General features: G+C 69.3%; 24 protein-coding genes. 12 read left to right on the top strand and 12 right to left on the bottom strand.

Annotation, left to right across the window (positions count from 1 at the left end; genetic code table 11):
* Nucleotides 1–251: 251 nt before the first annotated feature.
* Entirely contained in the window at nucleotides 252–884 is a 633-nt protein-coding gene (locus K3A85_RS00345) for a hemerythrin domain-containing protein (RefSeq protein WP_225204509.1), read from the top strand.
* A gap of 397 nt (nucleotides 885–1,281) precedes the next feature.
* On the opposite strand, the gene K3A85_RS00340 is transcribed toward K3A85_RS00345, so the two are convergent.
* The 3 genes from K3A85_RS00340 to typA all read right to left on the bottom strand — a co-directional run bounded on the left by K3A85_RS00340 (nucleotide 1,282) and on the right by typA (nucleotide 4,290).
* On the bottom strand, nucleotides 1,282–1,668 hold the full coding sequence (locus K3A85_RS00340) for a DUF1622 domain-containing protein (protein WP_225204508.1): 387 nt from the start codon (nucleotides 1,666–1,668) through the stop codon (nucleotides 1,282–1,284).
* A 21-nt stretch (nucleotides 1,669–1,689) separates the two neighbouring features.
* Entirely contained in the window at nucleotides 1,690–2,178 is a 489-nt protein-coding gene (locus tag K3A85_RS00335) for an MgtC/SapB family protein (RefSeq protein WP_225204507.1), read from the bottom strand.
* Nucleotides 2,179–2,469: 291 nt separating this feature from the next.
* Nucleotides 2,470–4,290 carry a translational GTPase TypA gene (gene typA, locus K3A85_RS00330; protein WP_225205976.1) on the bottom strand — a complete coding sequence of 607 codons (1,821 nt, stop codon included), beginning with the start codon at nucleotides 4,288–4,290 and terminating at the stop codon, nucleotides 2,470–2,472.
* A 322-nt stretch (nucleotides 4,291–4,612) separates the two neighbouring features.
* On the opposite strand from typA, the gene K3A85_RS00325 reads away from it, so the two are divergent.
* The gene (locus K3A85_RS00325; RefSeq protein ID WP_225204506.1) at nucleotides 4,613–7,252 is read left to right on the top strand and encodes a TonB-dependent receptor; all 2,640 of its coding nucleotides are present in this window, start codon (nucleotides 4,613–4,615) and stop codon (nucleotides 7,250–7,252) included.
* 61 nt (nucleotides 7,253–7,313) lie between these two features.
* Here the strand turns inward: K3A85_RS00325 and K3A85_RS00320 are convergent, their stop codons facing one another.
* Nucleotides 7,314–7,811 carry a nucleoside deaminase gene (locus tag K3A85_RS00320; protein ID WP_225204505.1) on the bottom strand — a complete coding sequence of 166 codons (498 nt, stop codon included), beginning with the start codon at nucleotides 7,809–7,811 and terminating at the stop codon, nucleotides 7,314–7,316.
* Between the two features lie 233 nt (nucleotides 7,812–8,044).
* Here K3A85_RS00320 and K3A85_RS00315 point away from each other — a divergent pair, with 233 nt between their 5' ends.
* Both K3A85_RS00315 and K3A85_RS00310 read left to right on the top strand, forming a co-directional pair.
* Nucleotides 8,045–8,461 carry a DUF805 domain-containing protein gene (locus K3A85_RS00315; protein ID WP_225204504.1) on the top strand — a complete coding sequence of 139 codons (417 nt, stop codon included), beginning with the start codon at nucleotides 8,045–8,047 and terminating at the stop codon, nucleotides 8,459–8,461.
* A gap of 24 nt (nucleotides 8,462–8,485) precedes the next feature.
* Nucleotides 8,486–8,902, top strand: a complete 417-nt coding sequence (locus tag K3A85_RS00310; protein ID WP_225204503.1) for a DUF805 domain-containing protein — start codon at nucleotides 8,486–8,488, stop codon at nucleotides 8,900–8,902.
* 42 nt (nucleotides 8,903–8,944) lie between these two features.
* Here the strand turns inward: K3A85_RS00310 and K3A85_RS00305 are convergent, their stop codons facing one another.
* On the bottom strand, nucleotides 8,945–10,819 hold the full coding sequence (locus K3A85_RS00305) for a DUF885 domain-containing protein (protein ID WP_225204502.1): 1,875 nt from the start codon (nucleotides 10,817–10,819) through the stop codon (nucleotides 8,945–8,947).
* Nucleotides 10,820–10,880: 61 nt separating this feature from the next.
* Complete coding sequence (locus tag K3A85_RS00300) at nucleotides 10,881–11,327, bottom strand: DUF3597 domain-containing protein (RefSeq protein ID WP_225204501.1); 447 nt, start codon at nucleotides 11,325–11,327, stop codon at nucleotides 10,881–10,883.
* 97 nt (nucleotides 11,328–11,424) lie between these two features.
* Between K3A85_RS00300 and K3A85_RS00295 the strand changes: the two genes are divergently transcribed.
* Entirely contained in the window at nucleotides 11,425–11,622 is a 198-nt protein-coding gene (locus K3A85_RS00295; RefSeq protein WP_225204500.1) for a hypothetical protein, read from the top strand.
* Between the two features lie 55 nt (nucleotides 11,623–11,677).
* On the opposite strand, the gene K3A85_RS00290 is transcribed toward K3A85_RS00295, so the two are convergent.
* Complete coding sequence (locus K3A85_RS00290) at nucleotides 11,678–12,334, bottom strand: alpha/beta hydrolase (RefSeq protein ID WP_225204499.1); 657 nt, start codon at nucleotides 12,332–12,334, stop codon at nucleotides 11,678–11,680.
* A 123-nt stretch (nucleotides 12,335–12,457) separates the two neighbouring features.
* On the opposite strand from K3A85_RS00290, the gene K3A85_RS00285 reads away from it, so the two are divergent.
* From K3A85_RS00285 to K3A85_RS00275, 3 genes are read left to right on the top strand one after another with little or no spacing between them, the layout of a single operon-like run.
* Nucleotides 12,458–13,477, top strand: a complete 1,020-nt coding sequence (locus K3A85_RS00285; RefSeq protein ID WP_225204498.1) for a cysteine desulfurase family protein — start codon at nucleotides 12,458–12,460, stop codon at nucleotides 13,475–13,477.
* Nucleotides 13,474–14,553, top strand: coding sequence for a cysteine desulfurase family protein (locus K3A85_RS00280; RefSeq protein WP_225204497.1), 1,080 nt, complete (start codon nucleotides 13,474–13,476; stop codon nucleotides 14,551–14,553). Before K3A85_RS00285 ends, K3A85_RS00280 begins: the two co-directional genes overlap by 4 nt.
* Nucleotides 14,554–14,557: 4 nt before the next feature.
* A complete protein-coding gene (locus tag K3A85_RS00275) occupies nucleotides 14,558–14,890 on the top strand; it encodes a 2Fe-2S iron-sulfur cluster-binding protein (RefSeq protein WP_225204496.1) in 333 nt (110 codons plus the stop codon).
* 278 nt (nucleotides 14,891–15,168) lie between these two features.
* Here K3A85_RS00275 and K3A85_RS00270 read toward each other — a convergent pair whose 3' ends face one another.
* Nucleotides 15,169–15,765, bottom strand: coding sequence for a type 1 glutamine amidotransferase domain-containing protein (locus K3A85_RS00270; protein ID WP_225204495.1), 597 nt, complete (start codon nucleotides 15,763–15,765; stop codon nucleotides 15,169–15,171).
* Between the two features lie 178 nt (nucleotides 15,766–15,943).
* Here K3A85_RS00270 and parC point away from each other — a divergent pair, with 178 nt between their 5' ends.
* The gene (gene parC, locus K3A85_RS00265) at nucleotides 15,944–18,229 is read left to right on the top strand and encodes a DNA topoisomerase IV subunit A (protein ID WP_225204494.1); all 2,286 of its coding nucleotides are present in this window, start codon (nucleotides 15,944–15,946) and stop codon (nucleotides 18,227–18,229) included.
* 62 nt (nucleotides 18,230–18,291) lie between these two features.
* Nucleotides 18,292–19,065 (top strand): SDR family NAD(P)-dependent oxidoreductase, encoded by a 774-nt coding sequence (locus K3A85_RS00260; RefSeq protein WP_225204493.1) that lies wholly within the window; start codon nucleotides 18,292–18,294, stop codon nucleotides 19,063–19,065.
* 51 nt (nucleotides 19,066–19,116) lie between these two features.
* Here K3A85_RS00260 and K3A85_RS00255 read toward each other — a convergent pair whose 3' ends face one another.
* On the bottom strand, nucleotides 19,117–21,171 hold the full coding sequence (locus tag K3A85_RS00255; protein WP_404822870.1) for a protein-disulfide reductase DsbD family protein: 2,055 nt from the start codon (nucleotides 21,169–21,171) through the stop codon (nucleotides 19,117–19,119).
* A gap of 134 nt (nucleotides 21,172–21,305) precedes the next feature.
* Here K3A85_RS00255 and K3A85_RS00250 point away from each other — a divergent pair, with 134 nt between their 5' ends.
* Nucleotides 21,306–23,084, top strand: coding sequence for an alkaline phosphatase family protein (locus tag K3A85_RS00250; protein WP_225204491.1), 1,779 nt, complete (start codon nucleotides 21,306–21,308; stop codon nucleotides 23,082–23,084).
* Complete coding sequence (locus K3A85_RS00245; RefSeq protein WP_225204490.1) at nucleotides 23,081–24,316, top strand: UbiH/UbiF/VisC/COQ6 family ubiquinone biosynthesis hydroxylase; 1,236 nt, start codon at nucleotides 23,081–23,083, stop codon at nucleotides 24,314–24,316. Before K3A85_RS00250 ends, K3A85_RS00245 begins: the two co-directional genes overlap by 4 nt.
* 17 nt (nucleotides 24,317–24,333) lie before the next feature.
* Here the strand turns inward: K3A85_RS00245 and K3A85_RS00240 are convergent, their stop codons facing one another.
* From K3A85_RS00240 to hemC, 3 genes are read right to left on the bottom strand one after another with little or no spacing between them, the layout of a single operon-like run.
* Nucleotides 24,334–25,260: an MICOS complex subunit MIC60 gene (locus K3A85_RS00240; RefSeq protein WP_225204489.1), complete on the bottom strand. Its 927-nt coding sequence runs from the start codon at nucleotides 25,258–25,260 to the stop codon at nucleotides 24,334–24,336.
* Nucleotides 25,261–25,290: 30 nt separating this feature from the next.
* Nucleotides 25,291–25,968 (bottom strand): uroporphyrinogen-III synthase, encoded by a 678-nt coding sequence (locus tag K3A85_RS00235; protein WP_225204488.1) that lies wholly within the window; start codon nucleotides 25,966–25,968, stop codon nucleotides 25,291–25,293.
* Between the two features lie 7 nt (nucleotides 25,969–25,975).
* Nucleotides 25,976–26,935, bottom strand: a complete 960-nt coding sequence (hemC, locus tag K3A85_RS00230; RefSeq protein ID WP_225204487.1) for a hydroxymethylbilane synthase — start codon at nucleotides 26,933–26,935, stop codon at nucleotides 25,976–25,978.
* Nucleotides 26,936–26,958: the final 23 nt, after the last annotated feature.

Raw genomic sequence — 26,958 nt, 5'->3', positions numbered from 1 at the left:
CTTTCTCCGGTCCCCGGCGGGTTGCGGCGGCGGAAAGGTGCCGTCGGCGCCGGAGCGAACTGCGAGGCACTATGCACGCTGGCGCTGAACCCTTGCTGAAATCTTTGTTAATCAATGCCTTGTCGGGGAAACGTCCGGTCGCGGGGGAAGGGCCTTGCGGCGTTGCGCAGGGAACGCCCGCCGCGCCGCCCCGCTGATCGGGGGAAGCGCCCGTGCGGCAATCGTCCCGCCGTGGCGCCAGGAGAGCCTCCATGTCGTTCCTCGACCGCATCGCCGCCAAGATCATGCCGCCCGAAACCGAGGAGGACCGCCAGCGCGCCCGCGCCAAGGCCGAAAGCATGGCCCAAGGGCGGGACTGGCTCGGCCTCGCGCTCGAGCACCATCGCCGGATCGAGGCGAGCTTCGCGCTGGTCGCCGCCGCCGCCACCGCCGAGGAGCGGACGAGCGCGCTCAAGCAGCTCGCGCTCGTGCTCAACGGCCATGCCGGGGCCGAGGAGACGGTGCTCTACCCCGCGCTGACCGAGCACGGCGAGAAGACCCACGCGACAATGGCCTACGAGGAGCAGGCCATGACCAAGATCGAGATGGCGCGGCTGGAAAAGCTCGACCCCGAAAGCCGCGAGTGGGCCGAAAAGCTCGAGCATATCCGGGGCGCGGTGCTGCACCACATCTACGAGGAGGAGAACGACTGGTTTCCCGCGCTGCGCGCCGCGGTGCCGGCCACCGACGATGCGCTGCTGACGCAGCGCTTCGCCGAGGAGTTCGAACGCTATGCCGGGAAGGGCGAGCGCGACCTCACGCGGGGGGCGCCGCAACAGATGACGGCGCAGATGGACGAGAGCAATCGCCAGCCCAGCGCCAATTGGGGCGCGGCCGACTACTGAGCAAGGCGTCCCGCAGGCTAGCGAATGCTGCGGCCGGCGCACCAAGTTGACAGAGTTGACACGGTCCAGCGGCACCGTTCGCGGACTTGAACCCGATGGCGCCGGCCTCGATCGGGATTGCTTCGATCAGGGGGCGTGCGGCGTCGTCCTCGCGCAAGCCCGCGTCGATCGCAGCCGGCCCCTCCGGCGCCGCCGTCAGCGCCGCATCGACGCAGGACAGGCGCCCGGCACGCGCGGCGGCGTATTGCTCCCGCAAGCTGCGCATGTACCTTGGCGGTGAGGAAGGGTTCGGTGGGATCGCAATCGCTATCGTGGTCCAACCTGCTCCGTCAGCCCTGCGGGCTGCCACCTCCCCCGGAGGGGGAGGATCGAGGTGGCGGGCCGGCTCGACCCGCCGTCAGCCTTGTGCTTTCGGGTCGGCGGCGGAAGGGGCGGCGCCGCGGCGCCAGGGCCAGCGACCTTCGATCTCGACCTCGAGCGAGAAGCTGAGGAAGGTGCGGATCAGGACGATGCCGGCGAGCACGGCGAGGCTGGCGAGCGTCGGTTCGATCGCGACGGTGTTGATGATATCGGCGGCGACGAGGAATTCGAGGCCGAGCAGGATCGAGCGTCCGAGCCCCGAGCGGAAGTCGGCGACCAGACGGTCACGCCCGGTCCCGCCTTTCGCCATGCGCAGGAGGAACAGCGCGAGCGCGCCGAACGCGCCGATGGCGATGATCCCGGTGCCGGTGAACTCGACCGCGCGGGTCAGCAGGCGGACCCAGTCGGCAAGGTGCGTCGTCATGCGCGGGGAATCCTCCTGCCGTCAGGGGTGCAATTGCGCATCGCGGCGGTCCTCCTCGGCCGGGGACGCGCGGGCATAGTCGCGGATGCGGCGCTCGACCGGCGGACCGGCGACCAGCACGAGCAGGGCGAGGCCGAGCCCGCCGACGATCAGCGGCCAGATCGCGAGCGCAGCGGCAGCGCCGAGCGCGGCGGCGACCCAGATGCTGGCAGCGGTGGCGAGGCCGTGGACCTCGCCGCCCTGGCCGCCGCGGATCAGCGCGCCGGCACCGACGAAGCCGACTCCGGAAAGCACCCCCTGGATGACGCGTCCGGCAGCGTCGGCGTTCATTTCGGGCAGGCCGCTGTGGACGATCGCGAGCACCGCGATGCAGCTCGCCAACGCGACCAGGCTGAGCGTGCGAAAGCCCATGATCGCGCGGTTCTGGCACGATCGCTCGAAGCCGAGGACGGCTCCGGCGGCGGTCGCCGCGGCGAGCCGCGCGACGAGGTCGAGACCGTCAGCGGTCACGGGCGAGGGCGCCCGCCGCGGCGCGGGAGATGGCGCGGGACATGATGGTGGAACGCAGCGGGGCGCGTGAGGCTCCCGCGGCGGAGCCGCCGGGCTGGGCATCTACCCCTCCACCACCCGCTGCGCGGGCGGTCCCCCTCCCCTTGCAGGGGAGGATGGGGTGGAGGGTGGACTGGTGCCCCCTCCGTCAGCCCTGCGGGCTGCCACCTCCTCGGAGGGTGGTGGGGCCGGGGTGGCGCTGCCGGCGTTCGAAGCAAAAGGGCGGCCCCTTGGGACCGCCCTTCGTGTTCCTTAGGCCGCTTCCTTCTTGCGCGACGCCTTCTTGCGCTCGTTGGGGTCGAGGATGGCCTTGCGCAGGCGGATCGACTTGGGGGTGACTTCGACCATCTCGTCGTCGTCGATGTAGGCGATCGCCTGTTCGAGCGTCATGATCTTGGGCGGGGTGAGGCGGATCGCGTCGTCCTTGCCGCTCGAGCGGAAGTTGGTGAGCTGCTTGGACTTCATCGGGTTGACCTCGAGGTCCTCGGGCTTCGCGTTCTCGCCGATGATCATGCCCTCGTAGAGCGCCTCGCCGACGCCGACGAAGAGGATGCCACGTTCCTCGAGCGGCCCGAGCGCGTAGGCGACGGCTTCACCGGCGCCGTTCGAGATGAGGACGCCGTTCTTGCGGCCCTCGATCTTGCCCTTGTGGGGGCCGTACTTCTCGAACAGGCGGTTCATGATGCCGGTGCCGCGGGTGTCCGACAGGAACTCGCCGTGGTAGCCGATCAGGCCGCGCGAGGGGGCCGAGAAGGTGATGCGGGTCTTGCCGCCGCCCGAGGGGCGCATGTCGGTCATCTCGGCCTTGCGCAGGTTCATCTTCTCGACGACGGTGCCCGAGAATTCGTCGTCGACGTCGATCATCACGGTCTCGTAGGGCTCGGTGCGCTGTCCGTTCTCGTCCTCGCCGAACAGCACGCGCGGGCGGCTGATGCCGAGCTCGAAGCCTTCGCGGCGCATCGTCTCGATCAGCACGCCCAGCTGGAGTTCGCCGCGGCCGGCGACTTCGAAGCTGTCCTTGTCGGCAGATTCGGTGATGCGGATGGCGACGTTGGATTCGGCCTCGCGCTCCAGCCGGTCGCGGATCATGCGGCTGGTGACCTTCGAGCCTTCGCGCCCGGCGAGCGGGCTGTCGTTGACCGAGAAGCGCATCGACAGCGTCGGCGGGTCGATCGGCTGCGCCTTGATCGGCACGGTGACTTCGGGCGCGGCGATGGTGTTGGCGACGGTCGCCACGGTCATGCCGGCAAGCGAGATGATGTCGCCTGCGCGCGCTTCGTCGACCGGCACGCGGTCGAGGCCGCGGAAGGTCATGATCTTGGAGGCGCGGCCGGTCTCGATCACCTTGCCTTCGCTGTCGAGCGCGCGGATCGGGTCGTTGACGCGGATCACGCCCGACTGGACGCGACCGGTGAGCACGCGGCCAAGGAAGTTGTCGCGATCGAGCAGCGTCGCAAGGAAGCTGAACGGCGCGTCGGCGTCGAGGTTCGGCGGGGGCACGTGGTCGACGATCAGCTGGAACATCGGCTCGAGCGTGCCTTCGCGCGCGTCGGGATCGGTGCTGGCGTAGCCGTTGCGGCCCGAGGCGTAGAGCACCGGGAATTCGAGCTGGTCGTCGTTGGCGTCAAGCGTGACGAAGAGGTCGAAGACTTCGTCGAGCACTTCCTGGATGCGCTGGTCGGGGCGGTCGACCTTGTTGACCACGACGATGGGGCGCAGGCCGAGCGCGAGCGCCTTGCCGGTGACGAACTTGGTCTGCGGCATCGCGCCTTCGGAGCTGTCGACCAGCAGTATCACGCCGTCGACCATGCTGAGAATGCGCTCCACCTCGCCGCCGAAGTCGGCGTGGCCGGGGGTGTCGACGATGTTGATGCGGATGCCGTTCCACTCGATCGAGGTGGGCTTGGCGAGAATGGTGATCCCGCGCTCCTTTTCGAGGTCGTTCGAATCCATCGCCCGCTCTTCGACGCGCTGGTTGTCGCGGAACGTGCCGGACTGGCGGAAGAGCTGGTCGACGAGGGTGGTCTTGCCGTGGTCGACGTGGGCGATGATCGCGATATTGCGCAGGGGCAGCGACATGGGATGCTTTCGGTTGAGAATCGGATGGAGCCCCATGCGCGCCGACGAGCCGCGAGGAGGGCGATACGGGCGCGCGCCTACACGCAATTGTGCGTTGCGGCAAGGTTGCAGCGGCGGAGCGAGCCGCAGCGGGGCGATGTGCCTTTGCGGCAACAGGCGGGCCGCCGACGTGCTCGCCGGCGCGCGCAAGATTGTTTCGTGGGCGCAACGCGGGTAGGGCAAAGGATCGTGGCGTCTCGCGCGTTCCGGCCCATCGGGGCGGGCGCAGCGGTTCCCCACGCGCAAGCAAGACCAAGAGCAGGGGAAGCCACACATCATGAAGTCCGTTTCGATCGCGCCGCGCGCGCTGCTGTTGGCGAGCGTCGCCCTGGCCCTGCCGGCGCAGGCGCAGGCGCAGGACGCCGCGGCGCCCGCCGAGGAAATGGCGCAGCCCGCGACCGACGCCGGCCCGGCGAGCGAAGACGGCGCGGGAAGCGACCAGATCATCGTCACCGCGACCAAGCGCGAGCAGACGCTGCAGGACGTGCCGATCGCGGTCAGCGTGACCAGCGGCAAGACCATCGAACAGGCGCAGATCCGCGACATCAAGGACCTGTCGAGCCTGGTCCCGTCGCTGCGCGTGAACCAGCTGCAGTCGAGCGCGAACACCAACTTCTTCATCCGCGGCTTCGGCAACGGCGCCAACAACCCGGGCATCGAGCCTTCGGTCGGCGTGTTCATCGACGGGGTCTACCGTTCGCGCTCGGCGGCGCAGATCGGCGACTTCCCCGACGTCGAGCGGATCGAGGTGCTGCGCGGGCCGCAGTCGACGCTGTTCGGCAAGAACGCGAGCGCGGGCGTTGTCTCGATCGTGACGGCCAAGCCCAGCTTCACCTTCGGCGGCAACGGCGAGGTGAGCTATGGCAACTATAACGCGATCGTCGCCAAGGGCGTGGTGACCGGGCCGCTGTCGGACACGGTCGCGGTGAGCCTGGCGGGCGGCTACAACCGCCGCGACGGCTATGTGAAGGACCTCGGCACCGGGGCCGACGTCAACGACCGCAACCGCTGGTTCGTGCGCGGGCAGCTCTATGCAGAGCCGACCACGGGCCTGCGCGTGCGGTTGATCGGCGACTATTCGCAGATCGACGAGCTGTGCTGCGCGACGGTGAACCTGCGCCGGTCGAGCGCGACCGACGCGATCGCGCTGCTGGGCGGGCAGGTCAACGATCCGCGCAAGATCTACGACGACCGCGTCTATTCGAGCTACGAGCCGCGCAACCTGATCCGCAACTACGGCCTGTCGGGCCAGGTCGACTACGACTTGGGGCCGCTGACGCTGACCTCGATCACCTCGTATCGCAAGAGCAAGAACCGGAGCGACACCGACGCCGACTTCACCAGCGCGGACCTGATCGGGACGTTCTCGAACGACACGAAGATCGACACCTTCACGCAGGAGCTGCGCGTCGCCACCAACATCGAGGGGCCGCTCAACTTCCTTGCCGGAGCCTACTACTTCAACGAGAAGATCGACCAGGGCGGCGCGCTCAAGTGGGGCGCCGACGCGCGCGGCTATGCCGACGTGCTGATCCGGGGCCTGAGCAGCAACGCGCTCAACCTCAACGCGCTCGAGACGACGTTCGGCGCGCTGTCGGGGCAGAATTTCGCCGGGCGCTTCTTCGCCGACGGACAGGGGCTCGACGAGAAGTACCGGCTCAAGAATGAGGCGATCTCGCTGTTCGGCCAGGCCGACTTCAAGATCGGCGACCGGGTGACGCTGACCGGCGGGATCAACTATACCCGCGACAAGAAGCGCTTTTCGACCGACGTGCAGTCGAGCGACGTGTTCTCGCAGCTCGACATCCCGGCGATCCGCAACGCGGCGACCAACTTCGGCATCGCGCAGTTCATCGGCACCCAGTTCTTCGGGGTGCCGCTCGCCTCGCCGGCGCAGGTCCAGGGCTTCGCCGCGGCGCAGCCGGCCGCCTTCGCCCAGATCAGCGCCGGCGCGCAGCAGCGCACCGCGCCGCTGCTCGGCTTGCGCAAGCTGCAGTACCTGCCGGCGTTCCTCAACGTGCCCAATGCGGTCGAGCCGGGCAAGACGCGCGACAGCAAGGTCAGCTGGACCGCGCGCGTCGCCTTCGACGTGACCGACCAGGTCAACCTCTACGCAAGCTATGCGACGGGGTTCAAGGCCAGCTCGATCAACCTGTCGCGTGACAGCCGGCCGAGCGGGGCCGACCAGAACGCGATCGAGAGCGCCGGGATCGGCGTGGTCAACCAGAGCTACGGTTCGCGCTTTGCCGGGCCCGAATACGCCAAGGTCTACGAGATCGGGCTCAAGGCCGACTGGAAGGTGGCGAGCGCCAACATCGCGCTGTTCCAGCAGTCGATCGAGGGCTTCCAGTCGAACGTGTTCACCGGCAGCGGCTTCCTTCTTGCCAATGCGGGCAAGGAGACGATCAAGGGCATCGAGTTCGAAGGCACGGTCAAGCCGGCCAAGGGCTGGCTGTTCTCGGCCGCGTTCACCTATCTCGACGCGCGCTACGACAGCTTCGAATTGTCGGCGGTGGGCGACCTGTCGGGCACCGATCCGGCGGGCATTCCCTCGCTCGCGACGACGATCGCCGCGCAGAAGGACTTCGAGCTGCCCTGGGGCGACCACCTGATCGTGCGCGGCGACTACCACTACGAAAGTCCGTCGCAGATCGTCGAAGGGATGCCCGCGTTCCTCGACTTCGGCGTGGCCGCGGCGGTCGACGCGGCGCGGCCCTATCGCCGCGAGGTGAGCGAAGTGAACGCCTCGATCACTTATGCCTTCGCGATGGGGCTGGAGATCACCGCCTGGGGCCGCAACATCGGCGACAACCGCTACCTGCTCAACGCCTTCGACAGCCCGGCGCAGCCCTATTCGATCAGCGGCTACACCAACCAACCGCGCACTTGGGGCGGCACGGTGCGGTACCGGTTCTGATCCATCGCGCCCGCGTCACCCTCGCCTTGCGCGGGGGTGGCGTGGGGGGGGACGGGGGGCGTCAGATATTTCCCTGTTCCTCTTCCGGCACGTCGTCGTTCGGGCCGTAGTAGAGCGAGGCGCATTCGGCGGCGAGGCAGCCGCCGGTGATCTCGATGTCGTCGCGGTATGCGTCGGCGATGAAATCGAGCGTGTTGATGTGGCGGTCCTCGAAATACATGCGGTGCACGTCGGCGCGGCCGGCGCCGTAGACGACCCGGCCAACCTTCGACCAGATCGTCGCCATCGTGCACATGCCGCAGGGCTGGAGCGTCGAATAGAGCGTCGCGCCGCGCAGCTCCATGTCGCCGATGCCCTCGCAGGCGCGGCGGATCGCCATCATCTCGGCGTGCGCGGTGGCGTCGGGCAGTTCCTGTGTCTGGTTGCGCTCGGCGCCGAGCACCTCGCCGTCGCGCACGATCACGCAACCCAGCGGCGAGGTCGACGGGTCCGAGCCCTTCGATCGGGCGATGTCGATCGCCATGCGCATCCATTGCTCGTCTTCGGCGGTGATCGTCATCGGCGCGGCTCCTGTTGCGCGAGGCATAACGCGCGAGCGGCGATTTGGAGGCGGATGTCCTTTGGGGGCGGTGCGAGGGCGCGGTCCGGTCAGCCCCTTCCACCGCCTGCGGCGGTCCCCCTCCCCGTGCCGGGGAGGATGGGCGCGGGGATGGGGCCTTGCGCAGGGGCGGGATTGGTGGCTCAATCGGCGATGTCCGCAACGGATCGCGGACGGACCAAGGGGGACTGTCAATGGAATGGATGCTTATGCCCTACCGGCGCTACGCCGACTTTTCGGGGCGTTCGCGGCGCATGGAATACTGGATGTTCGTGCTGCTGAGCGTGATCGTCACCGCCATCTGCGCCGCGCTGATGGTGGCGGGCGGCTGGCAGGGCGAGACCCTTGGCGGCGGCGAGCCCAGCGGCACGTTTTGGCTGGGCCTGGGACTGATGGTGGTCTGGATCTTCGGCAGCCTGATCCCTTCGATCGCGGTGCAGGTGCGGCGCTTCCACGATCAGGACCGTTCGGGCTGGATGGTGCTGCTGGGATTCATCCCCTATATCGGCGGGATCATCGTGATCGTGTTCATGTGCCTCGAAGGCACTCGCGGGGCCAATCGCTATGGCCCGGACCCCAAGAACCCGTCGGGCAGTTCGATCTTTGCCTGACCTGATGTGCAAGGACGTGCGCCGATGACCTGGATGCTGCTGCCCTATCGCCGCTATGCCGAGTTTTCCGGCCGGTCGCGGCGGCGCGAATACTGGATGTTCGCGCTGTTCTACGTGCTCGTCATGGTGGCGCTGAACGTGGCGTTCGGGACCAACGAGGTGACGCGCGGGGCGGGCACGTTCGTTTATGGCTCGCGTCTGGTCGGGCGCGGCAGCTGGGTCGCCGGGCTGTTCTGGCTGGTGACGATCGTGCCGAGCCTTGCCGTTTCGGTGCGGCGGCTGCACGACCAGGACCGCACCGGGTGGCTGCTGCTGCTGGCGTTGATCCCGTTCCTCGGCTGGTTCGCGCTGTTCGTGCTGATGTGCCTCGAAGGCACGCGCGGGGCGAACCGCTATGGTCCGGACCCGAAGAACCCAGCCGTGGCCGACGTTTTTGCGTAAACGCCGCAGGGCGGGCGACGGCCCGCCCCCCGACCTTCATCCTCATCCCTTCGTCGTGCGGATGTATTCGGTGATGTTGTCGGCCAGCACATCGAGCGGCACGTTGCCGCCGCCGACCACCGCGTCGTCGAAGCTGCGCAAGTCGTAGGCCTTGCCGAGATCCTGCTGGGCGCGGCTGCGCTGGCGCAGGATTTCGGTGTGGCCGATCTTGTAGCCGCAGGCCTGGCCCGGCCAGCTGCAGTAGCGATCGACTTCGGGGGCCACTTCGGCCACGCTGGAGCCGTTCGTTTCGGCGAACCACTTCACCGCCTGTTCGCGGGTCCAGCGCTTGGCGTGCAGGCCGGTATCGACGACCAGGCGGCAGGCGCGGAACGCGATGGATTGCAGGTAGCCCAACTGGCCGACCGGATCGCCATCATAGGCGCCGAGTTCATCGCCCAGCGTTTCCGAATAGAGCGCCCAGCCTTCGGAATAGGCGTTGAAGGCGAGCATCGACCGGATCAGCGGCAGGGTCTGCGCATATTCGCCCTGCCACACGTGGCCGGGAATCGCTTCGTGGTGGACGAGCGTGGGCAGGCTGAACTTGTTGTGCAGCTTCGTGGTGCCGAGGTTGATCCACATGCGCCCCGGAATCTTGCCGTCGATCGAGCCGGGACCGCCATAGGCGCCGGGTGCGCCGGGCTCTTCCTCGGGCGGCAGGCGGCGCACTTCGACGTTGCCGCGCGTCAGCTTGCCGAAGGCGCGCGGCATCTGCGCGCGGATATAATCGAGGCGCTTCTGGATGAAGGCCATGATCTGGGCGCGGCCTTCGTCGTTGTCGGGGAAGGCGAAGCGCGGATCATCGCCCAGCGCGGTCATGCGCTGGCCGACCGACCCTTGCGTATAGCCGAGCGAGCGCAGGATCGGGTCCATCCGCGCGTGGAGCGCTTTCAGTTCATCGAGCCCGATCTGGTGGATCTGTTCGGGCGAAAGCGTGGTGGTGGTGCTGGCCTTGAGCGCCCAGCCATAGAAGGCATCTCCGCCGGGACGCGCCCACAGGCCGGCGTCGGGCTTGGCAAGGGCGCGCTGGCGGGTGAGTTCGGCGATCTGGCGGCCGAGCGCCGCGACCACGGGGCCGGTGGCGAGCGTGCGGGCGCGGGCCTCCCAATCGCCGGCGATGCCCTTGGCCTTGGTGCGGCGGGCGATCGATTCGACCAGGCCGCCGCCGCCCTGCGCGCCGGCGAGCGAGGCCTTGAGCTGGACCAGCGTCTTGTCGATGAGGAAGTCGGGCGCGATGACGCCCTGCGCCGCGGTGGTTTTCAGGCGCTCCGTTTCGCCGTCGAGCACGCCGGGGTAGGCGGCAAGACGGGTGAGGTAGGCTTCGGCATCGGCGGCGGTGTCGATCGGATGGTCGCTGTCGAGGAAGCGCGGAATATCGAGATAGGCGCCGACGTTCTGGATCACGACGTAGGGCGTGTTGCGATAACCGCCCACCGCGACATCGCCATAGGGAAGCGCGAAGCCTTCGAGCGCGGTCCTGTAGGCGCTGCGGATCACGGCAAAGCTGGTGCGGGTGGAATGGTCGAGCGCAGAGGCGTCAAACGCTTCGACGCGGGCAAGATCGGCGCGGACTTGGGCGGCGATGGCGCGCTGGCCGGCGGCGGAGCGGTCGGTGAGGCGGCTGCGCAAGTCGGCATGCGCGCCGGTATCGACACCGAGGCTGGTCGCGCCCTCGGGCGAGAGCGCGAGCATGTTCCAAGCGATCGCGTCGAGTAGCGCGCGGGCACCATCGGGCGTGGCGGGCGGCGGCGGGGCGCTGGCGATGCTCGGCGCGCAGGCGGTGACGGCGAGGGCGGAGCTGCCGGCGGTGAGCGAGGCGAGGGCCTGCCTGCGGGAGATCGCGCGGCGGGCCAGGGTGTTCGTTTCGGGTGCAACCATGCGCGCACCCTGTCGGGGCGCGCGCGCGGTGTCAAATGGGCTGTCAAATCGCGCCGTGCGATCAGTCGGTCATGCTGGCGGGAACCTTGCCGCCGTTTTCGGCAAGCTTGCGCATCGTCGCCTTGTGCAGCCAGATGTTCATCTCGGCCGAGCCATCGAGCGCGCCGGTGTAGCCGAGTTCGCGCGCCAGCTCCTTGCGGTTGTCGAGGCTCGAATCAATGCCGACGAGCTTCATCAGATCGACGATCGAGCTTTGCCAGTTGAGGTTCTTGCCCTGTGCGAGCTGGGAAAGCTGGGCTTCGACGTCGACGTCCTTGAGCACCGGGGCGGCGGTGGCGGGCGGCACGGCCGGGGCGGGAGCCGCCTGCGGTGCGGCGCCGGCGGCGGACGGGACGGGGGAGGGTGGCGGGGCGCTGTGCTGGACCGGCGCGTCGTGGTGCTGCCCGGTCTGGGTGGCGCGGGTGCCCTTGAACGAGATGGCGTCCATGATCTTGGAGAAGATGCTCACGAGGGGAAGGCTCCTGTTGTCTGCAACAGGCAACCGGTGGGGGCGGCGCGCGGTTCCGCCTTGCGCGGGGACGGCCGAGCGGACTAACGCAACCGGCATGCTCGACGCCGTTCTCTCGCTGCTGATGCTCGCCGCGATCGCCTTGCTGGTGGGCGCTGCGTTCCTCTGGCGCCGCGGTGAGCGGCAGCGGCCGGGGCTGATGGTGGTGCTCGCCGCGGTGATGCTTGGCAACCTGGTGATCTGGACGCTGCCGATGAGCGGGGGCGCCACGCTGGCGCAGGCGGCAGGCAAATGAAAACGCCCGGCGGCAAGGCCGGGCGCTTCTGGTTCGCATCGCCAGGTGGGCGCAATTACTTGATCGGGCAGTCGGGCGAGAGGCGCATGTCGAGGTAGTTGTCGACCGCGCGCATCATGTCGTCGAGCTCGTTCTCAAAGAAGTGGTTGGCGCGCGGCACTTCGTCGTGGTGGATGGTGATGTGCTTCTGCGTGCGCAGCTTGTCGACCAGCTTCTGCACCGCGTTGGGCGTCACCACCGTATCGGCCGAGCCCTGGACGATGATGCCCGAGGCCGGGCACGGCGCGAGGAAGCTGAAGTCGTACATGTTTGCCGGCGGCGCGATCGAGATGAAGCCGCGGATCTCCGGCCGGCGCATCAGCAGCTGCATGCCGATCAGCGCGCCGAACGAATAGCCCGCGATCCAGGTGGTGCTGGCTTCGGGGTGGATCGACTGCACCCAGTCGAGCGCGGCGGCGGCGTCCGACAGCTCGCCGATGCCGTTGTCGAAGCTGCCCTGGCTGCGGCCGACGCCGCGGAAGTTGAAGCGCAGGGTGGCGAAGCCGCGGTTGACGAAGGTCTTGTAGAGCGCCTGGGTGATCCGGTCGTTCATCGTGCCGCCCGCCTGGGGGTGCGGGTGGAGGATCATCGCGACCGGAGCGCGGGGGCGGGTGGCGGGCTGGAAACGGCCTTCGAGGCGGCCTTCGGGACCGGGGAAGATGACGGCTGGCATCGGGTGTCCTGGTGAACCTTGCTGGAAAAGCCACGCCGGCGGCAGGAGCGCCGGGGCTTGGGAAATGAAGCAACCGCTATATAGAAACGCGTGACCCAAAAGCAACTTTTGCAAGGATTCCTTTTGCCGGCGATCTACCTCGATTACGCGGCCACCACCCCGCTGCTGCCGCAAGCCCACGCGGCAATGGAAGAGGGTTTCCGGATCTGGGCCAATCCCTCGAGCCCGCACAAGACGGGCCGGGCGGCGCGGGCGGCGCTGGAAGAGGCGCGGTCGCGGCTGAAGGCGCTGCTCGACTGGCCGGGCGAGGTGGTGTTCACCAGCGGGGCGAGCGAGGCGCTGGCGCTGACAATATCACGCTCAGTCAAGCCGCTGTCGGCGGTTTCTCAGGTAGAACATGAAGCCGTGCTCCGGCTGGCGGGCGAAGCGACGCGGCTGGCCGTGAACAGCGCTGGCATCGTCGAGATCGATGCGTGCGGCGGCGGGCTAGTCGCGGTGCAGCAGGTCAACAACGAGACCGGCGTGATCCAGCCGCTGGATGCGATCGCCGCGGCGGTGCGCGACAGCGGTGGCTGGCTGCTCGCCGACTGCGCGCAAGGGTGCGGCAAGATCGCCTTGCCGGACGCCGACCTGATCGCGCTCTCGGCGCACAAGTTCGGCGGGCCGATCGGGATCGGCGCGCTGCTGGTTCGGGACTGGGCGATGCTGAAACCGACCGGCGGACAAGAGCGCGGCTATCGCCCCGGCACCGAGAACCTGCCCGGTGTGCTGGCGATGGTCGCCGCGCTCGAGACGGGGAACGGCTGGATGGAAGAGGCTGCGAAACTTCGTAAACGACTTGAACAACAGTTGCTTGAGAGCGGTTGTGAAGTCGTTGCCGCATACTCGCCGCGGCTGCCCACCATCGGCGCCTATCGCATGCCGGGTCGCTCGGCCAACGCCCAGCTGATCCGCTTCGACGGGATGGGCCTTGCCGTTTCGGCGGGGAGCGCCTGTTCGTCGGGATCGTTGAAAGCGAGCCATGTGTTGACCGCGATGGGGTTCGAGGGCGCTGGCGAAGTGATCCGCGTGTCGATCGGGCGCGAGACGACCGCGGCCGAGATCGACGCCTTCGTGGCGGCGTGGCGGAGCATTGCGGCATGATCTACCTCGATTACCAGGCGACGACGCCGCTCGCTCCCGAAGCGCGCGAGGCGATGCTGCCCTGGCTCGGCGGGGCGGAGGGGACCGGGTTCGCCAACCCGCACAGCGCGCACCGCGCCGGGCGCGGCGCCGCCGCCGCGATCGAGGTGGCGCGCGAGCAGGTCGCCGCGCTGCTGCCGCCGGGAGGCCGCGTGATCTTCACCTCGGGCGCGACCGAGGCGATCAACCTCGCCATCCAGGGCTCGCACGCCACCCGGCTGGCGGTCTCGGCGATCGAGCACGCCGCGGTGCTCGACACCGCGCGCTTCGTCGATCCCGAGACCGCGCTGCTGCCGGTGGACGGCGAGGGCCTGGTCGCCGCGGACGTCGCGATCCCCGAGGGCACCGAGCTGGTCGCGGTGATGCAGGTCAACAACGAGATCGGCACGATCCAGCCGGTCGAAGCTCTCGCGGCACGGGCGAGAGCGATGGGCGCGCTGTTCCTGTGCGATGCGGTGCAGGGCGCGGGCAAGCTCGCCGCGCCGCAGGGCGCCGACCTGATCGCGGTCTCTGCGCACAAGCTCTACGGCCCCAAGGGCGTGGGCGCGCTGTGGGTGCGCGATGGCGTCGAGCTGTTCCCGCTGATCCACGGCGGCGGGCAGGAAGGCGGCTTGCGCTCGGGCACGCTGAGCTCTGCGCTCTGCGCCGGGTTCGGCGCCGCGGCTGCCCTGTGCAAAACCTGGTGGGAAAGCGATGGACAACACGTGGAGCGGCTGTGGACGAAGGCGCGCCAGCTCTTCGCTGGCTGGACGATGAACGGCAGCGAGGGGCAGCGCTGGCACGGCAACCTCAACATCCGGCGCGAGGGGCTCGACGTGGCGCGACTGTTGTCCGAATGTCGCAGCGTGGCGATTTCCGCAGGCTCGGCCTGCGCCAGCGGCTCGGGCCGGCCCAGCCATGTCTTGCGCGCGATCGGCTTGTCGGACAAGGATGCCAGAAACGCGATCCGGATCGGCTTCGGTCGCTATACCGGGGAAGAGGAGCTGGAACGGGCCGCCGCGGCGATCGACGCTGCGGTGCGGGCGCAAGGAGTCTAGCCGGATGGTTCGGGTCACGTTCGTTACTGCCGAGGGCACGCGCATCGAGGCCGAGGGCGCGGAAGGCCAGCGCCTGCTCGAGCTGGGCCAGAACGCCGGGCTGCCGCTCGAAGGCACGTGCGAAGGGCAGATGGCCTGCTCGACCTGCCACGTGATCGTCTCGGCCGAGTGGTTCGACCGGCTCGTGCCCGCAGTCGAGGACGAGGAGGACATGCTCGACCTCGCCGCCGGGGTTACCCGCACCAGCCGCCTGTCGTGCCAGATCGAACTGACCGAGGCGCTCGACGGCCTCGAAGTGCGCGTGCCCGAAGAGGCGCGCGACATGCAGGGCCGTTAGGCGGCTGCGCGACGCCGGGCTGGGGCGCGGGCATAAAGCGAGGGCGTTCAGCGCTCTCAGCTTTCGCTAGGATGACGACAGGTATCCAGTCACGCCTGTGGCGCCGGGTCCTCCCCGTTCTCACGCAGTGCAAATGGGGAGGTGGCAGCCTGAAAGGCTGACGGAGGGGCTTCCTGGCCCTCCACCTCGCTTGCCCCTCCACCACCCGCTTCGCGGGCGGTCCCCCTCCCCGTTTGTGCTTCGCAAAAACGGGGAGGATCTGTTGGGCAGGCGGGGGCTCAGAGCTCTTCGACTTCGTCGTCTTCCTCTTCGTCCTCGTCGTCCTCGTCGAGGTCTTCCTCGTCTTCTTCCTGCGCTTCGAGCGCGTCGATCAGGGCCTGGGTGAAGGCGGGGATGTCGTCGGGCTTGCGGCTGGTGATGAGGTTGTCGTCGATCGCGACTTCCTCGTCGACCACGTCGGCGCCGGCGTTCTCGAGGTCGGTGCGGATCGAGGGCCAGCCGGTGACGGTGCGGCCGTCTACGATGTCGGCCTCGACCAGCAGCCAGGGGCCGTGGCAAATCGCGGCGATCGGCTTGCCGAGGTCGTCGAACTCCTCGACCAGCGCGATCGCGCGTTCGTCCATGCGCAGCACGTCGGGGTTCATCTGCCCGCCGGGCAACATGAGCGCGTCGAAATCGTCGGCGGAGACATCGTCGAGATCGGCGTCGACGGGGACCGACTGGCCCCATTCGCCGTGGTTCCAGCCCTTGATCTCGCCGACCTTGGGGCTGGCGACGACGGTCTGGTAGCCGGCCGCCTCGAGCAGCTTCTTGGGTTCGATCAGCTCCGACTGCTCGAAGCCGTCGGTGGCGATGATGAGCACGCGCTTGGCCATGGTGGAAACTCCGGGGGGGGGAAGGGAGGGGAGGGGGATTCGCCCCGCCATAATGAGCAGGCAACGTGACAGTTCCTCGCGCGGCCACGCCCCATCGCGCCGCCTTGTTGATACGGCGCGAATTCCGAGGCGACGGGTGATTTCATCGCGCCCGAAATGGCTCTAGGAAGGATCGCCTATGCCCAGCACCACGTCCGAGCCCGATCCCTTCGATGCGATCGTTGATGCGCCGTTCGATTCCGCGCTGTCGGAGCGCTACCTCGTCTACGCGCTCTCGACGATCACCGCGCGCTCGCTGCCCGACCTGCGCGACGGGCTGAAGCCGGTGCACCGCCGCCTGCTCTGGGCGATGCGGCAATTGAAGCTCAACCCCACCGATGCGTTCAAGAAATCGGCGCGCGTGGTGGGCGACGTGATCGGCAAGTACCACCCGCACGGCGATGCCTCGGTCTACGACGCGATGGTGCGCCTCGCCCAGGACTGGTCGCTGCGCTACCCGCTGGTCGAGGGGCAGGGCAACTTCGGCAACGTCGATGGCGATAACGCCGCGGCCTACCGCTACACCGAAGCGCGGCTGACCCGCACCGCGATGCTGCTGATGGCGGGGCTCGACGAAGGCACCGTCGCCTTCGTTCCGACCTACAACGGCGAGGACGAGGAGCCCGAAATATTCCCGGGGCTGTTCCCCAATCTGCTCGCCAACGGGGCGAGCGGGATCGCGGTCGGAATGGCGACCAACATCCCCAGCCACAACGTGACCGAGATCGTCGATGCGACGCTCCTGCTGATCGAAAATCCGGCGGTCGAGCATGCCCAGCTGATGGAGGTGTTCCATGGGCCCGACTTTCCGACCGGCGGCGTGGTGGTGGACAGCCCGGCGGTGATTTCCGCCGCCTATGAAAGCGGGCGCGGCTCGATCCGGGTGCGCGGGCGGTTCTCGACCGGCAAGGGAGAAGACGGCGCCTGGGAAGACACGGGCATCGAAAAGCTGGGCAGCGGGCAATGGCAGCTCGTCGTCAGCGAGATCCCGTACATGGTGCAGAAGAGCAAGCTGATCGAGCAGATCGCCGCGCTGATCGCCGACAAGAAGCTGCCGATTCTGGAGGACGTGCGCGATGAATCGGACGAGGCGATCCGGATCGTGCTGGTGCCGAAGAGCCGCAACGTCGATCCCGAACTGCTCAAGGAATCGCTCTATCGGCTGACCGACCTCGAGACGCGGTTCGGATTGAACCTCAACGTGCTCGACGCGCACCGCACGCCGGGCGTCCTGGGGCTGAAGCTGCTGCTGCAGGAATGGGTGATAGCCCAGATCGACATCCTGCTGCGCCGGTCGCGCCACCGGCTGGAAAAGATCGCCGCGCGGCTGGAGCTGCTCGAAGGCTACATCATCGCGTACCTCAACCTTGACCGGATCATCGAGATCATCCGCACCGAGGACGAGCCCAAGACGGTAATGATGGCCGAGTTCGGCCTGACCGACCGGCAGGCCGAAGCGATCCTCAACATGCGGCTGCGCAGTTTGCGCAAGCTCGAGGAAATGGAGCTGCGCAAGGAGCGCGACGAGCTGCTGGCCGAGAAGGAGGAGCTGGAAAAGCTGCTCGACAGTCCGGCGCGGCAGCGCACGCGGCTGAAGCGCGACCTGAACGCGCTGCGCAAGGAATACGGGCCGGAGACCGCGCTCGGCCGCCGTCGCACCTCGATTGCCGAAGCCGCGCCGACGCGCGAGTTCAACATGGACGCGATGATCGAGAAGGAGCCGGTGACGGTGATCCTGTCCGCCAAGGGCTGGATCCGCGCGGCCAAGGGGCACGTGCCGCTCGATGGCGACTTCAAGTTCAAGGAAGGCGATGGCCCCGCCTTCGCGCTCCATGCGCAGACCACCGACAAGCTGCTGGTGGCGGCGGACAACGGGCGGTTCTACACGCTGGGCGCCGACAAGCTGCCCGGCGCGCGCGGCTTTGGCGAGCCGATCCGCACGATGGTCGACATCGATCCCGAGGCGCAGATCGTCGCCATCCTGCCGTGGAAGGCCAAGGGCCAGCTGCTGCTCGCCAGCAACACCGGGCGTGGCTTCACCGCCGAGATGGACGAACTGCTCGCCGAAACGCGTAAGGGGCGCGGCGTGGTCTCGACCAAGCCGGGGGTCAGGCTGACCCACGTGCGCGAAATCGCGCCCGAGCACGACCACGTGGCGGTGATCGGCGACAATCGCAAGCTGGTGATCTTCGCCCTGTCCGAAGTGCCGATCCTAGCCAAGGGGCAGGGCGTGACGCTGCAGCGCTACAAGGATGGCGGGATGGCCGACCTCGTCACGCTGAGGTTTGAGGATGGCCTCATCTGGACGATGGGCGGCGAGAGCGGGCGCGTGCGGGTGGAAAAGGACCTGCTACCTTGGAAGGTGGCGCGCGGTGCGGCCGGGCGGCTGCCACCCAACGGGTTTCCGAGGGACAACAAGTTCTGACTCGACCTTGTTCACAGGTCTGTTAAGCGCCCGCTTAATCGTTCGGTGATGGGAGAGAGATGATGGACAAGCCCCGCTATTCGCTCGAAGGCCGCGTTGCGCTGATCACGGGCGCGTCGTCGGGCCTTGGCGCGCGGTTTGCGCGTCTGTTCGCCGCGGCGGGCGCGGCGGTGGTGATCGGCGCGCGGCGGGCCGATAGGATCGCGGCGCTTGCGGCCGAGATCGAGGCGGGGGGCGGGCGCTGCCTTGCCGTGTCGATGGATGTGACCGATGAAGCCTCGATCATCGCCGCCTTCGATGCCGCCGAAGGGACCTTCGGCGCGCCTGACGTGGTCGTCGCCAACGCCGGTATTGCCGAGGCGGGGCGCTCGGTCGATCTTCCGGCCGACGCCATGCGCCGCGTGGTCGACACCAACTTCAACGGCGTCTGGCTGACCGCGCGCGAGGGCGCGCGGCGGATGATCAAGGCGGGATCGAAGGAAAGCCGGCGCGGGCGGATCATCCTGACCGGATCGATCACCGCCGAAATGACCGGCCAGGGCGATGCCGCCTATGCCGCGAGCAAGGCCGGCGTGGTCCACCTCGGCCGCCAGTTCGCACGCGAATGGGCGCGGCTGGGCATCAACGTCAACACCGTGCAGCCGGGCTACATCCGCACCGAGATCGACGGCGAATGGTTCGACAGCGAAGGCGGCGCCAAGCAGATCGCCAGCTGGCCGCGCCGCCGCCTGACCGACATCAGCGCGCTCGATGACCCGATGCTGTTCTTCGCCTCGGACGCATCGGAATACGTGACCGGTTCGCACATCACGGTGGACGACGGGCAGAGCTTGTAGGTCTGCGTTCTTTCACGACGGGGGCGATGCCAGCTTCTGCTGGCATGACGGTTATTGCCCTCGACCTCCCGCCAGCCCCGGCAGCGTTTCGGGCGTCAGCACTTGCGGCAGTTTCTGCGGCTCGCCCTTGGCCGGATACCACAAGTAAAGCGGAACGCCCGCGACGCCCTGCGCGGTGAGGAAGCGGGTGATCGCTTCGTCGCGGCGGGTCCAGTCTCCGACGAGGACGACGACGCCCGCCTTGGCGAAGGCGTCGCGGGTGGCCTCGCGCTCGATCGAGGTGCTTTCGTTGACCTTGCACGACAGGCACCAGTCGGCGGTGAAGTAGGCGAAGACCGGCTTGCCCGAGGCGCGGGCACGGGCCAGCACCTCCTCGCTGAAGGGCTGGGCGGCGAGCAGGCTGGCTTCGCGCGCGGTGGCCGGCTTGGCGGGCGGCAAGCCGACGATGCCGCCGATCGCGATCAGCGCTGCGATCGCGAACAGCAGGGCGACCGGCTTGCCCTTGCGCTGCGTGACGCCGACGGCGGCGAGCGCGCCCAGCAGCAGCACGGCGGTTCCGGCAAGCACGGCGAGGAAGGTCGGCCCGCCGACGCGCCAGGCGAGCCAGCCAAGGGCGAGGGCGGTGAAGCCCATCGGCACGGCCATGAAGCGGCGGAACTTTTCCATCCAGCCGCCGGGCCGGGGGAGCAGGCGGCGCAAGGGCGGGATGAAGCCGAGCGCGAGGAACGGCAAGGCGAGGCCGAGGCCGAGCGCGGCAAAGACGGCGAGCGCGGCCCAGGTCGGCAGCAGCAGCGCCGCGCCCATCGCCGCGGCCATGAACGGCCCGGTGCAGGGCGTGGCGACGAAGGCCGCAAGGAGCCCTGTGCCGAACGCGCCCATCGCGCCCGCGCCGCGCTCGACCGAGAGGCCCGGCAGTTCGTAGAGCCCGGCGAAGTTGGCGGTAATCGTGGCTGCCAGCAGCAGAAGCACGGCGACGACGCGCGGGTCCTGTAGCTGGAACGCCCAGCCGACCTGTTCGCCCGCCGCGCGCAGGGCCAGCATCGCCGCGCCCAGCGCGAGGCAGGCGAGGACGACGCCGGCGGTATAGGCGAGGCCTTCGCTGCGGGCGTGGGCGGAATTGCCGCGCGCGAGCGCCAAAGCCTTGAGGCTGAGGATCGGGAACACGCAGGGCATCACGTTGAGGATCAGCCCGCCCGCGAGCGCGCCGAGCACCGCGGCGATCAGCGCGGCGGCGGAGAAGGCGGGCGCAGCGGTTCCGGCAAGCGGCGCGCCGCCATCGGGCACCTGCCCTGCTTTGGCGGCGAGCGCGATGCCGCCGCGCCCTTCGCCGAGCGACAGCACGCCCGAAACCATCGTCGGCTGTTCGGCGCTCGGCACTTTGGCGCGGGCGAGGTCGACGATCAGCAGGTCGCCCTTGCGGCGGAAGGCTTGCGGCGCGGCGTAATCGACCAAGCCGTCGCCGTCGATGAAGAAGTGCGGGCGTTCGAGCGCGGCCGAGGCGGGGAAGGGGATGGCGAGACTGAGGCCCTTCGGCGTTACCGCGAAGGTCCCCGCCCGGTCGAGCGGGGCGGGCAGCGCGGCGCGCCAGGCGGAAAAGCGCGGATCGGAGGCGCCTTCGCCGACCGTGACGGCGCCCTGCAGGTCCGCCTGCTCGGGCACGCAGATCGCCTCGGTGCAGGCGAGCCATTGCGCCTTCGCGCTGATCGGCAGGGTGGTGCCCGGCTTTGCGTCGGCGGGAAGGGTCAGCGGCACGAGCACGGCGTAGGCGTGTTCGTAGACGTGGTTCATCAGCCCCTGCACCAGCAGCGTCTGCGGCACGGGATATTGCAGCTCGCCCGCCTTCGCGCCCTTGGGCAGCGTCCACTCGAGCGTCAGGCCGAGGCCGGCATCGCCGGGGTTGACCCAGTAGCCGTGCCAGCCCTTCTCGGGCTGCATCGCGATTGCCAGCAGGACTTCGCCGCCCGGCGCCGCCGGTTTTTCGGCTACGAGCGTTGCGGTGATGTGATTGGCCTGCGCGCTTGCCGGGATCGCCAGCGCGGCGAGCACGGCAAAAAGCGCGGCGAGCAACCGTGCGGTCACATTCGCGGTCAAATTATTGGGGCGCATGGACGAACTGGCCCTTCCGGCTGGTACGGCCCCTTGCGCCGTTCGGCCGGCGAGGCCACACCCCGCGCTTAAGGGTGCATTGAACGCGAGTCCAGTGCCGCCCATAGTGCAAGAGCCATAGGAATGCCTCCACGATGATCCGCTCGAAAGCCCTGCTCCTGCTTGCCGCCGCGATGTTGCCGCTGGGTGCGCACGCCAAGCCTGCGGCGCCCGCCAAGGCCGGTCCCGGCATGAGCCAGCCCGCGCCGCAGGTGCAGCCGATGGGCCCGGTCAAGGGGGCGCCGCGCCTGCTGGTGGCGATCGCGGTCGACCAGTTTTCGGCCGATCTGTTTGCGCAATATCGGAGCCATTTCACCGGCGGGCTCGCGCGGCTGGCTGGCGGCATGGCGTTTCCGGCGGGCTACCAGAGCCATGCCGCGACCGAGACCTGCCCCGGTCATTCGACGATCCTGACCGGCATGCATCCCGCGCGCACCGGGATCATCGCCAATACCTGGATCGACCAGTCGGTCGCACGGGGCAAGAAGGCGGTCTATTGCGCCGAGGACGAGACCAAGCAGGCGGCAGACCCCAAGGACTATGTCGCTTCGGCCGGGCACCTGCTGGTGCCGACGCTGGGCGAGCGGATGAAGGCGGTCTGGCCGACGAGCCGCAACGTCGCGGTCTCGGGCAAGGATCGTGGCGCGCTGATGATGGGCGGGCACGCGATCGACCAGGTCTACTGGTGGAAGGGCAAGGGCTTTGCGACGCTCGAGGGGCGCACGCTTGCGCCCGAGGCCTTGGCCGAGAACAGGAGCCTCGAAGGCGTGCTTGCGCAGGGCGCGCCCGGCTTTGCGCTGCCCGCATGGTGCGGCGCGCACGACCGGGCGATTGCGCTGGGCGGCGGCGCGCCGGCGAGCGGGGGCGTTGGCATCGCCAATTCGCTGACGGCGGCCGCGCCCGCGCCGACGCCGAGCGGGTTCAGCGTGGGCACCGGTCGCTTCGCGATGGCGGCGGGCGACGCCAATGCCTTCCGCGCCTCGCCCCGGCTCGACCGGGCGACGCTCGACCTTGCGACCGAGCTGGTCGACAGCATGAAGCTGGGCAAGGGCGCGGCCCCCGACATGCTTTCGGTGAGTCTGTCGGTGACCGACTTCGTCGGCCACGCCTATGGCACCGAGGGCGCGGAAATGTGCATCCAGATGCAGCAGCTCGACCTGGCGCTGGGCGATTTCTTCAAGGCGCTCGACGATCGCCACGTCGACTATGCGGTGGTGCTGACCGCCGACCATGGCGGCTTCGACCTGCCCGAGCGGCTGCGCGAACAGGCGCTGCCGGCGGCGCAGCGCGCGGCGGCCTCGCTGCTGCCCGACCAGATCTCCGCGGCAGTGGCGGCGAAGCTTGGCATGGAGGCCAAGGACCTGATCCTCGGCGACGGCGCGTTCGGCGACTTCTGGGTCAACAAGGCGGTGCCGGCCGACCAGAAGGCGAAGGTTGTCGAGGCGGCGAAGGCGGTGCTGATGGTGCAGCCGCAGGTCGAGGCGGTGTTCACCGCAAGCGAGCTCGCCGCCGCGCCCGCCCCCAAGGGCAGCCCCGAAACCTGGAGCCTGCTGGACCGCGCGCGCGCCTCGTACTACGCGCCGCTGTCGGGCGACTTCGTGGTGGTACTCAAGCGCGGCGTGGTGCCGGTGGTGCGGCCGATGCCGGGGATCGTGGCGACGCACGGTTCGGCGTGGGACTACGACCGGCGCGTGCCGATCCTGTTTTGGCGGGCCGGGATGACCCCGTTCGAGCAGCCGAACCCGGTCGAGACGGTGGATATCGCGCCGAGCCTTGCCGGATTGATCGGGCTCAAGGTACCCGAGGGTACTTTCGATGGACGGTGCCTCGATCTAGACGCCGGACCCGGCACGACCTGTGGAGCGACCAATTGAACGAACAGAAGGGTGAAGGTGCGGCGCGTGCCGACGTGATCATCCTCGGCGGCGGTCTCGTCGGCATGACGCTGGCGATCGGCCTCGCGCGGCACGGCTTGACCAGCGTAGTGGTCGACAGCTCGGACCCGGCGGCGACGACGGCGCAAGGGTTCGACGGCCGCGCCTCGGCGATCTCGACCGCGAGCTGGAACCTCTACACCAACCTCGGCATCGCCGAGGACCTGCGCGACAAGGGCTGCCCGATCGATGCGATCGCGGTGACCGACGCGATGAAGCCGGGGCGGATCGACTTCCGCCCCGAGGAAGGCGAAGGCTCGCTGGGGCGGATGTACGCGAACCGCGACTTGCGGATCGCGATGTACGCCGCCGCCGCGCGCGAGGAGGCGATCACCTTCATCACCAATGCCCGGGTCGAGACGCGCGAGCGGGGGCCGCACGGGGTGACGGTGACGCTGGCCGACGGCCAGGTGCTCAAGGGGAGCCTGCTGGTCGGCGCCGAAGGGCGGCAATCGCCGACGCGCGACGAGGCGGGCTTTGCCCCGGCGCGCTGGGACTATGGCCACCGCGCGATCATCAGCGGGCTGTGGCACGAAAAGCCGCACGACAACGTCGCCTGGGAAATCTTCTATCCGGCAGGACCGTTCGCGCTGCTGCCGCTGCTCGACGACGAGAACGGACGGCACCGCTCGGCGCTGGTCTGGACGGTGGCGGAGAAGGATGCCGCCGGCGTTTTGGCGCTGCCCGAGGGGGCGTTCCTGTCCGAAGTGGCGCGGCGGATGGACGGGATCTTCGGGCCGATCGAGCTCGCCAGCCCGCGCACGTCCTATCCGCTCAACTTCCACCATACCGCCAAGGTCGTGGCCGATCGGCTGGCGCTGGTCGGCGACGCCGCGCACGGGATGCATCCGATTGCGGGGCAGGGTCTCAATGTCGGCCTGCGCGACGTCGCCGCGCTGGTCGAGGTGCTGAGCGAAGGCGCGCGGCTGGGCCTCGAGCCGGGCGATGCGCAGCTGCTGGCGCGCTACGAGCGCTGGCGCGCACTCGATACCTTCATGGTGGCGGGCGCGACCGACGTGCTGACGCGGCTATTCGGTCTGCCCGGCCGCCTGCCTTCGGCGATCCGCCGCTTCGGCATGGCGGGGGTGCAGCGTAGCCCGACGCTCAAGCGCTTCTTCATGGACGAGGCGCGCGGCATGCGCGGCAAGCTGCCGGCGCTGCTCCAGGCCTGACGACGGACAGGTTTGGCTCAGGGCGTGGCGGTGCCCTGCGGAGCTGATGGTCCGGGCGCCGGCGTGGCAGCGGGGGGCGGCGTGGTCGCGGGCGTCGGCGCGGGCGCGGTGATCTGCACCGGCTCAGGCAGGGTCAGCGCGCTGGTTTCGAGCTGGTCGAGCGCGCGCTGGGTCATCACGTAGTCGCGCGCATGTGCAAGCCAGTCGATCGCGGCGTCGCGGCCCGGCATCCGTTCGACCTCGGCGATGGCGGCGTCGATGCGGCCCCCGGCGATGGCGTAGCGGGCGCGCTCGATGCGGTTTTCGGGCGTGGGCGAAGGGGTTTCGTCGTGGCGGATGACTACGAGCGACCCGATCTGGCGCTTGAGCCAGTCCCAGTTGCCTTCGTTCTGCCGGCCGCCGGAAAGGCGCGGGGCGATGCGTTCGAACTCCTCGTCGAGCGAGGCGAGGGTGACGGGCTTCTGGCTCGCCATCAGCAGGCGGTCGACTGCGCCGGGCTGGCTCTCACCGAAGCGCACGCGCAGCTGATTCTCGAGGTAGCCGAGCGGCGCGCCGCGTTCGACCGCGCGGCGCGCGGCGACGGCGAGCAGCAGCGCCTCGGCATGGCGCGCCTGGCCCGAGGCGGCGATCGCCTGCTGATTGAGTTCGACGAGGCGCTGTTCGAGCGCGGAAACTTTCGCTGCGGCCCCGGCGAGCGCGGCTTCGGTGGCGACGCGATCGGCGACGAGCTGGGCGCTCTGCGTCGGGGTCGGGCTGGTGGTGACGACAGGCCCTTGTCCATCGAGCGAGAGGTGGAGCCAGCCCTGCTTCCAGCCGAGCCACGAAGCGGCGGCGAGCACGCCGAGCAGCATGACCAGAACCAGCACTGCCACGAGCGCGCGGCTGCCGCGTCCCCGGCCGGCCGTCCGGGGCGTGCCCGGTTCGGGATACGTCGTGTCCTGCATGCGCCTTTTTTCTTGTTGGTGGCCCTACGGTCACACTGTCTGGCACATTTGCGCGGCCAGCGCCAGCAACGCATCGTCGGTTCTGGATGGCGCAATTTCAATGCTTTGCCAGCCTTTTCCCGCCTTTGTTGCGATTCGCGGGGCGAGACAGGCGAGCGAAACCCTGTCAGATGATAGTTTTAGGCGCGAGCATTCCGCGGCGAAATGGGCCGCCGCCTCGCCCGAATGGAGCGCGACCACGGCGCCGGCGGCGAGCGAAGCGGCGAGGTCGGGCGGCAGCGGCAGCGCGCGCGCGGCATAGACCACGCGAGTATCGACCTCGACACCCGGCGGGGGCATCAACGGCACGTTGCGCTCGCCCGCCAGCCGCAAGTAGCGCCCCGGCGGCAGCGCGGCGACGAGCGGCTCCATTCCGCCTTCGCCGATGCCGGCAACGGTGAAGCTCGCACCGCGCGCGGCGGCGGCGGTGGCTTCGCCGACGGCGTGGACCGGAAGCGCGCGCAATCCCGCCAGCCCGGCGCCGCCCAGCCGGAACAGCGCCGCGCTGCCTGCGAGCAGGGCGTCGAAGTCCGCCGCGGCCGCCAGCTCCCACGGTACCGGCGCCATCGCGAACAGCGGGTGGGCGTGGACGATCAGGCCCAGCGCGCGCGCCGCGTGCGCCGTCGCGGTGTTGCCCGGTTCGGGCCGCAGCACGACCAGCGGGCGCATCGGCCGATCAGCCCCCGGCCGGGCCGGAAAAATGGACGGTGATTGCGGCCGGCGCCTTGTCGAGCAGCGCGGCGGCGAGCGCGGCGGGTCCGGTGTCGTCGTCGATGGCGAAACGGGCGCTCGCCTCGACGCGTTCGGCGCCGTCGGGGCTGAACAGCGCCGCGCGCAAGCCGACCGCACCGTCCTCGACCCGGCTCAGCACCGCGATCGGGCTGTGGCAATTGCCGCCAAGCGCCGAGAGCAGCGCGCGTTCGGCGCGGATCGCGGCGTGGCTTTCGGCGTGGTCGATCGCTGCGAGCCAGCCGCGCACGTCGGCGCGCGCGGTCAGGCACTCGATCCCGATGGCGCCCTGCGCCGGGGCGGGCAGCCACTCGTCCTCGCCGAGGGGATGGCCGACGCCGGTTTCGCCGAGGCGCTGCAGCCCCGCAGCGGCAAGCAGGGTGACGTCGGCCTCGCCCGCCTGGAGCTTGGCGAGGCGCGTCGCGACATTGCCGCGAAAGGTCACCACCGACAGGTCGGGCCGGGCATGGAGTATCTGCGCGGCGCGGCGCGGCGCGCTGGTGCCGACGCGCGCGCCCGATGGGATCGCGGCGACAGTGGCTGCGCCGACCAGCACGTCGCGCACGTCGGCGCGCGGCAGCACCGCGGCGATGGTCAGCGTATCGGGCCGGATCGTCTCGACGTCCTTCATCGAATGGACCGCAAAGTCGATCGCGCCTTCGTGGAGCCAGGCGTCGAGTTCCTTGGTCCACAGCGCCTTGCCGCCGATTTCGGCGAGCGGGCGGTCCTGCACCTTGTCGCCGCTGGCGGTGAAGGGGACGAGCTCGACCAGCGACCGCTCCCACCCGTGCGCGGCGCAGAGCCGGTCGCGCGCTTCCTCCGCCTGCGCCATCGCCAGCGGCGAGCGGCGCGTGCCGAGCCGGAGCGGGCGTTCGGGGGCACGGGGGTGTGGTATCTGACCGTTCATGCCCGGTTGCCGTAACGCCGATT

The organism is Novosphingobium huizhouense (genome assembly GCF_020179475.1).
In the GTDB taxonomy this organism is placed as follows: domain Bacteria; phylum Pseudomonadota; class Alphaproteobacteria; order Sphingomonadales; family Sphingomonadaceae; genus Novosphingobium; species Novosphingobium huizhouense.
This window is presented reverse-complemented; position numbering and strand designations above follow the sequence as displayed.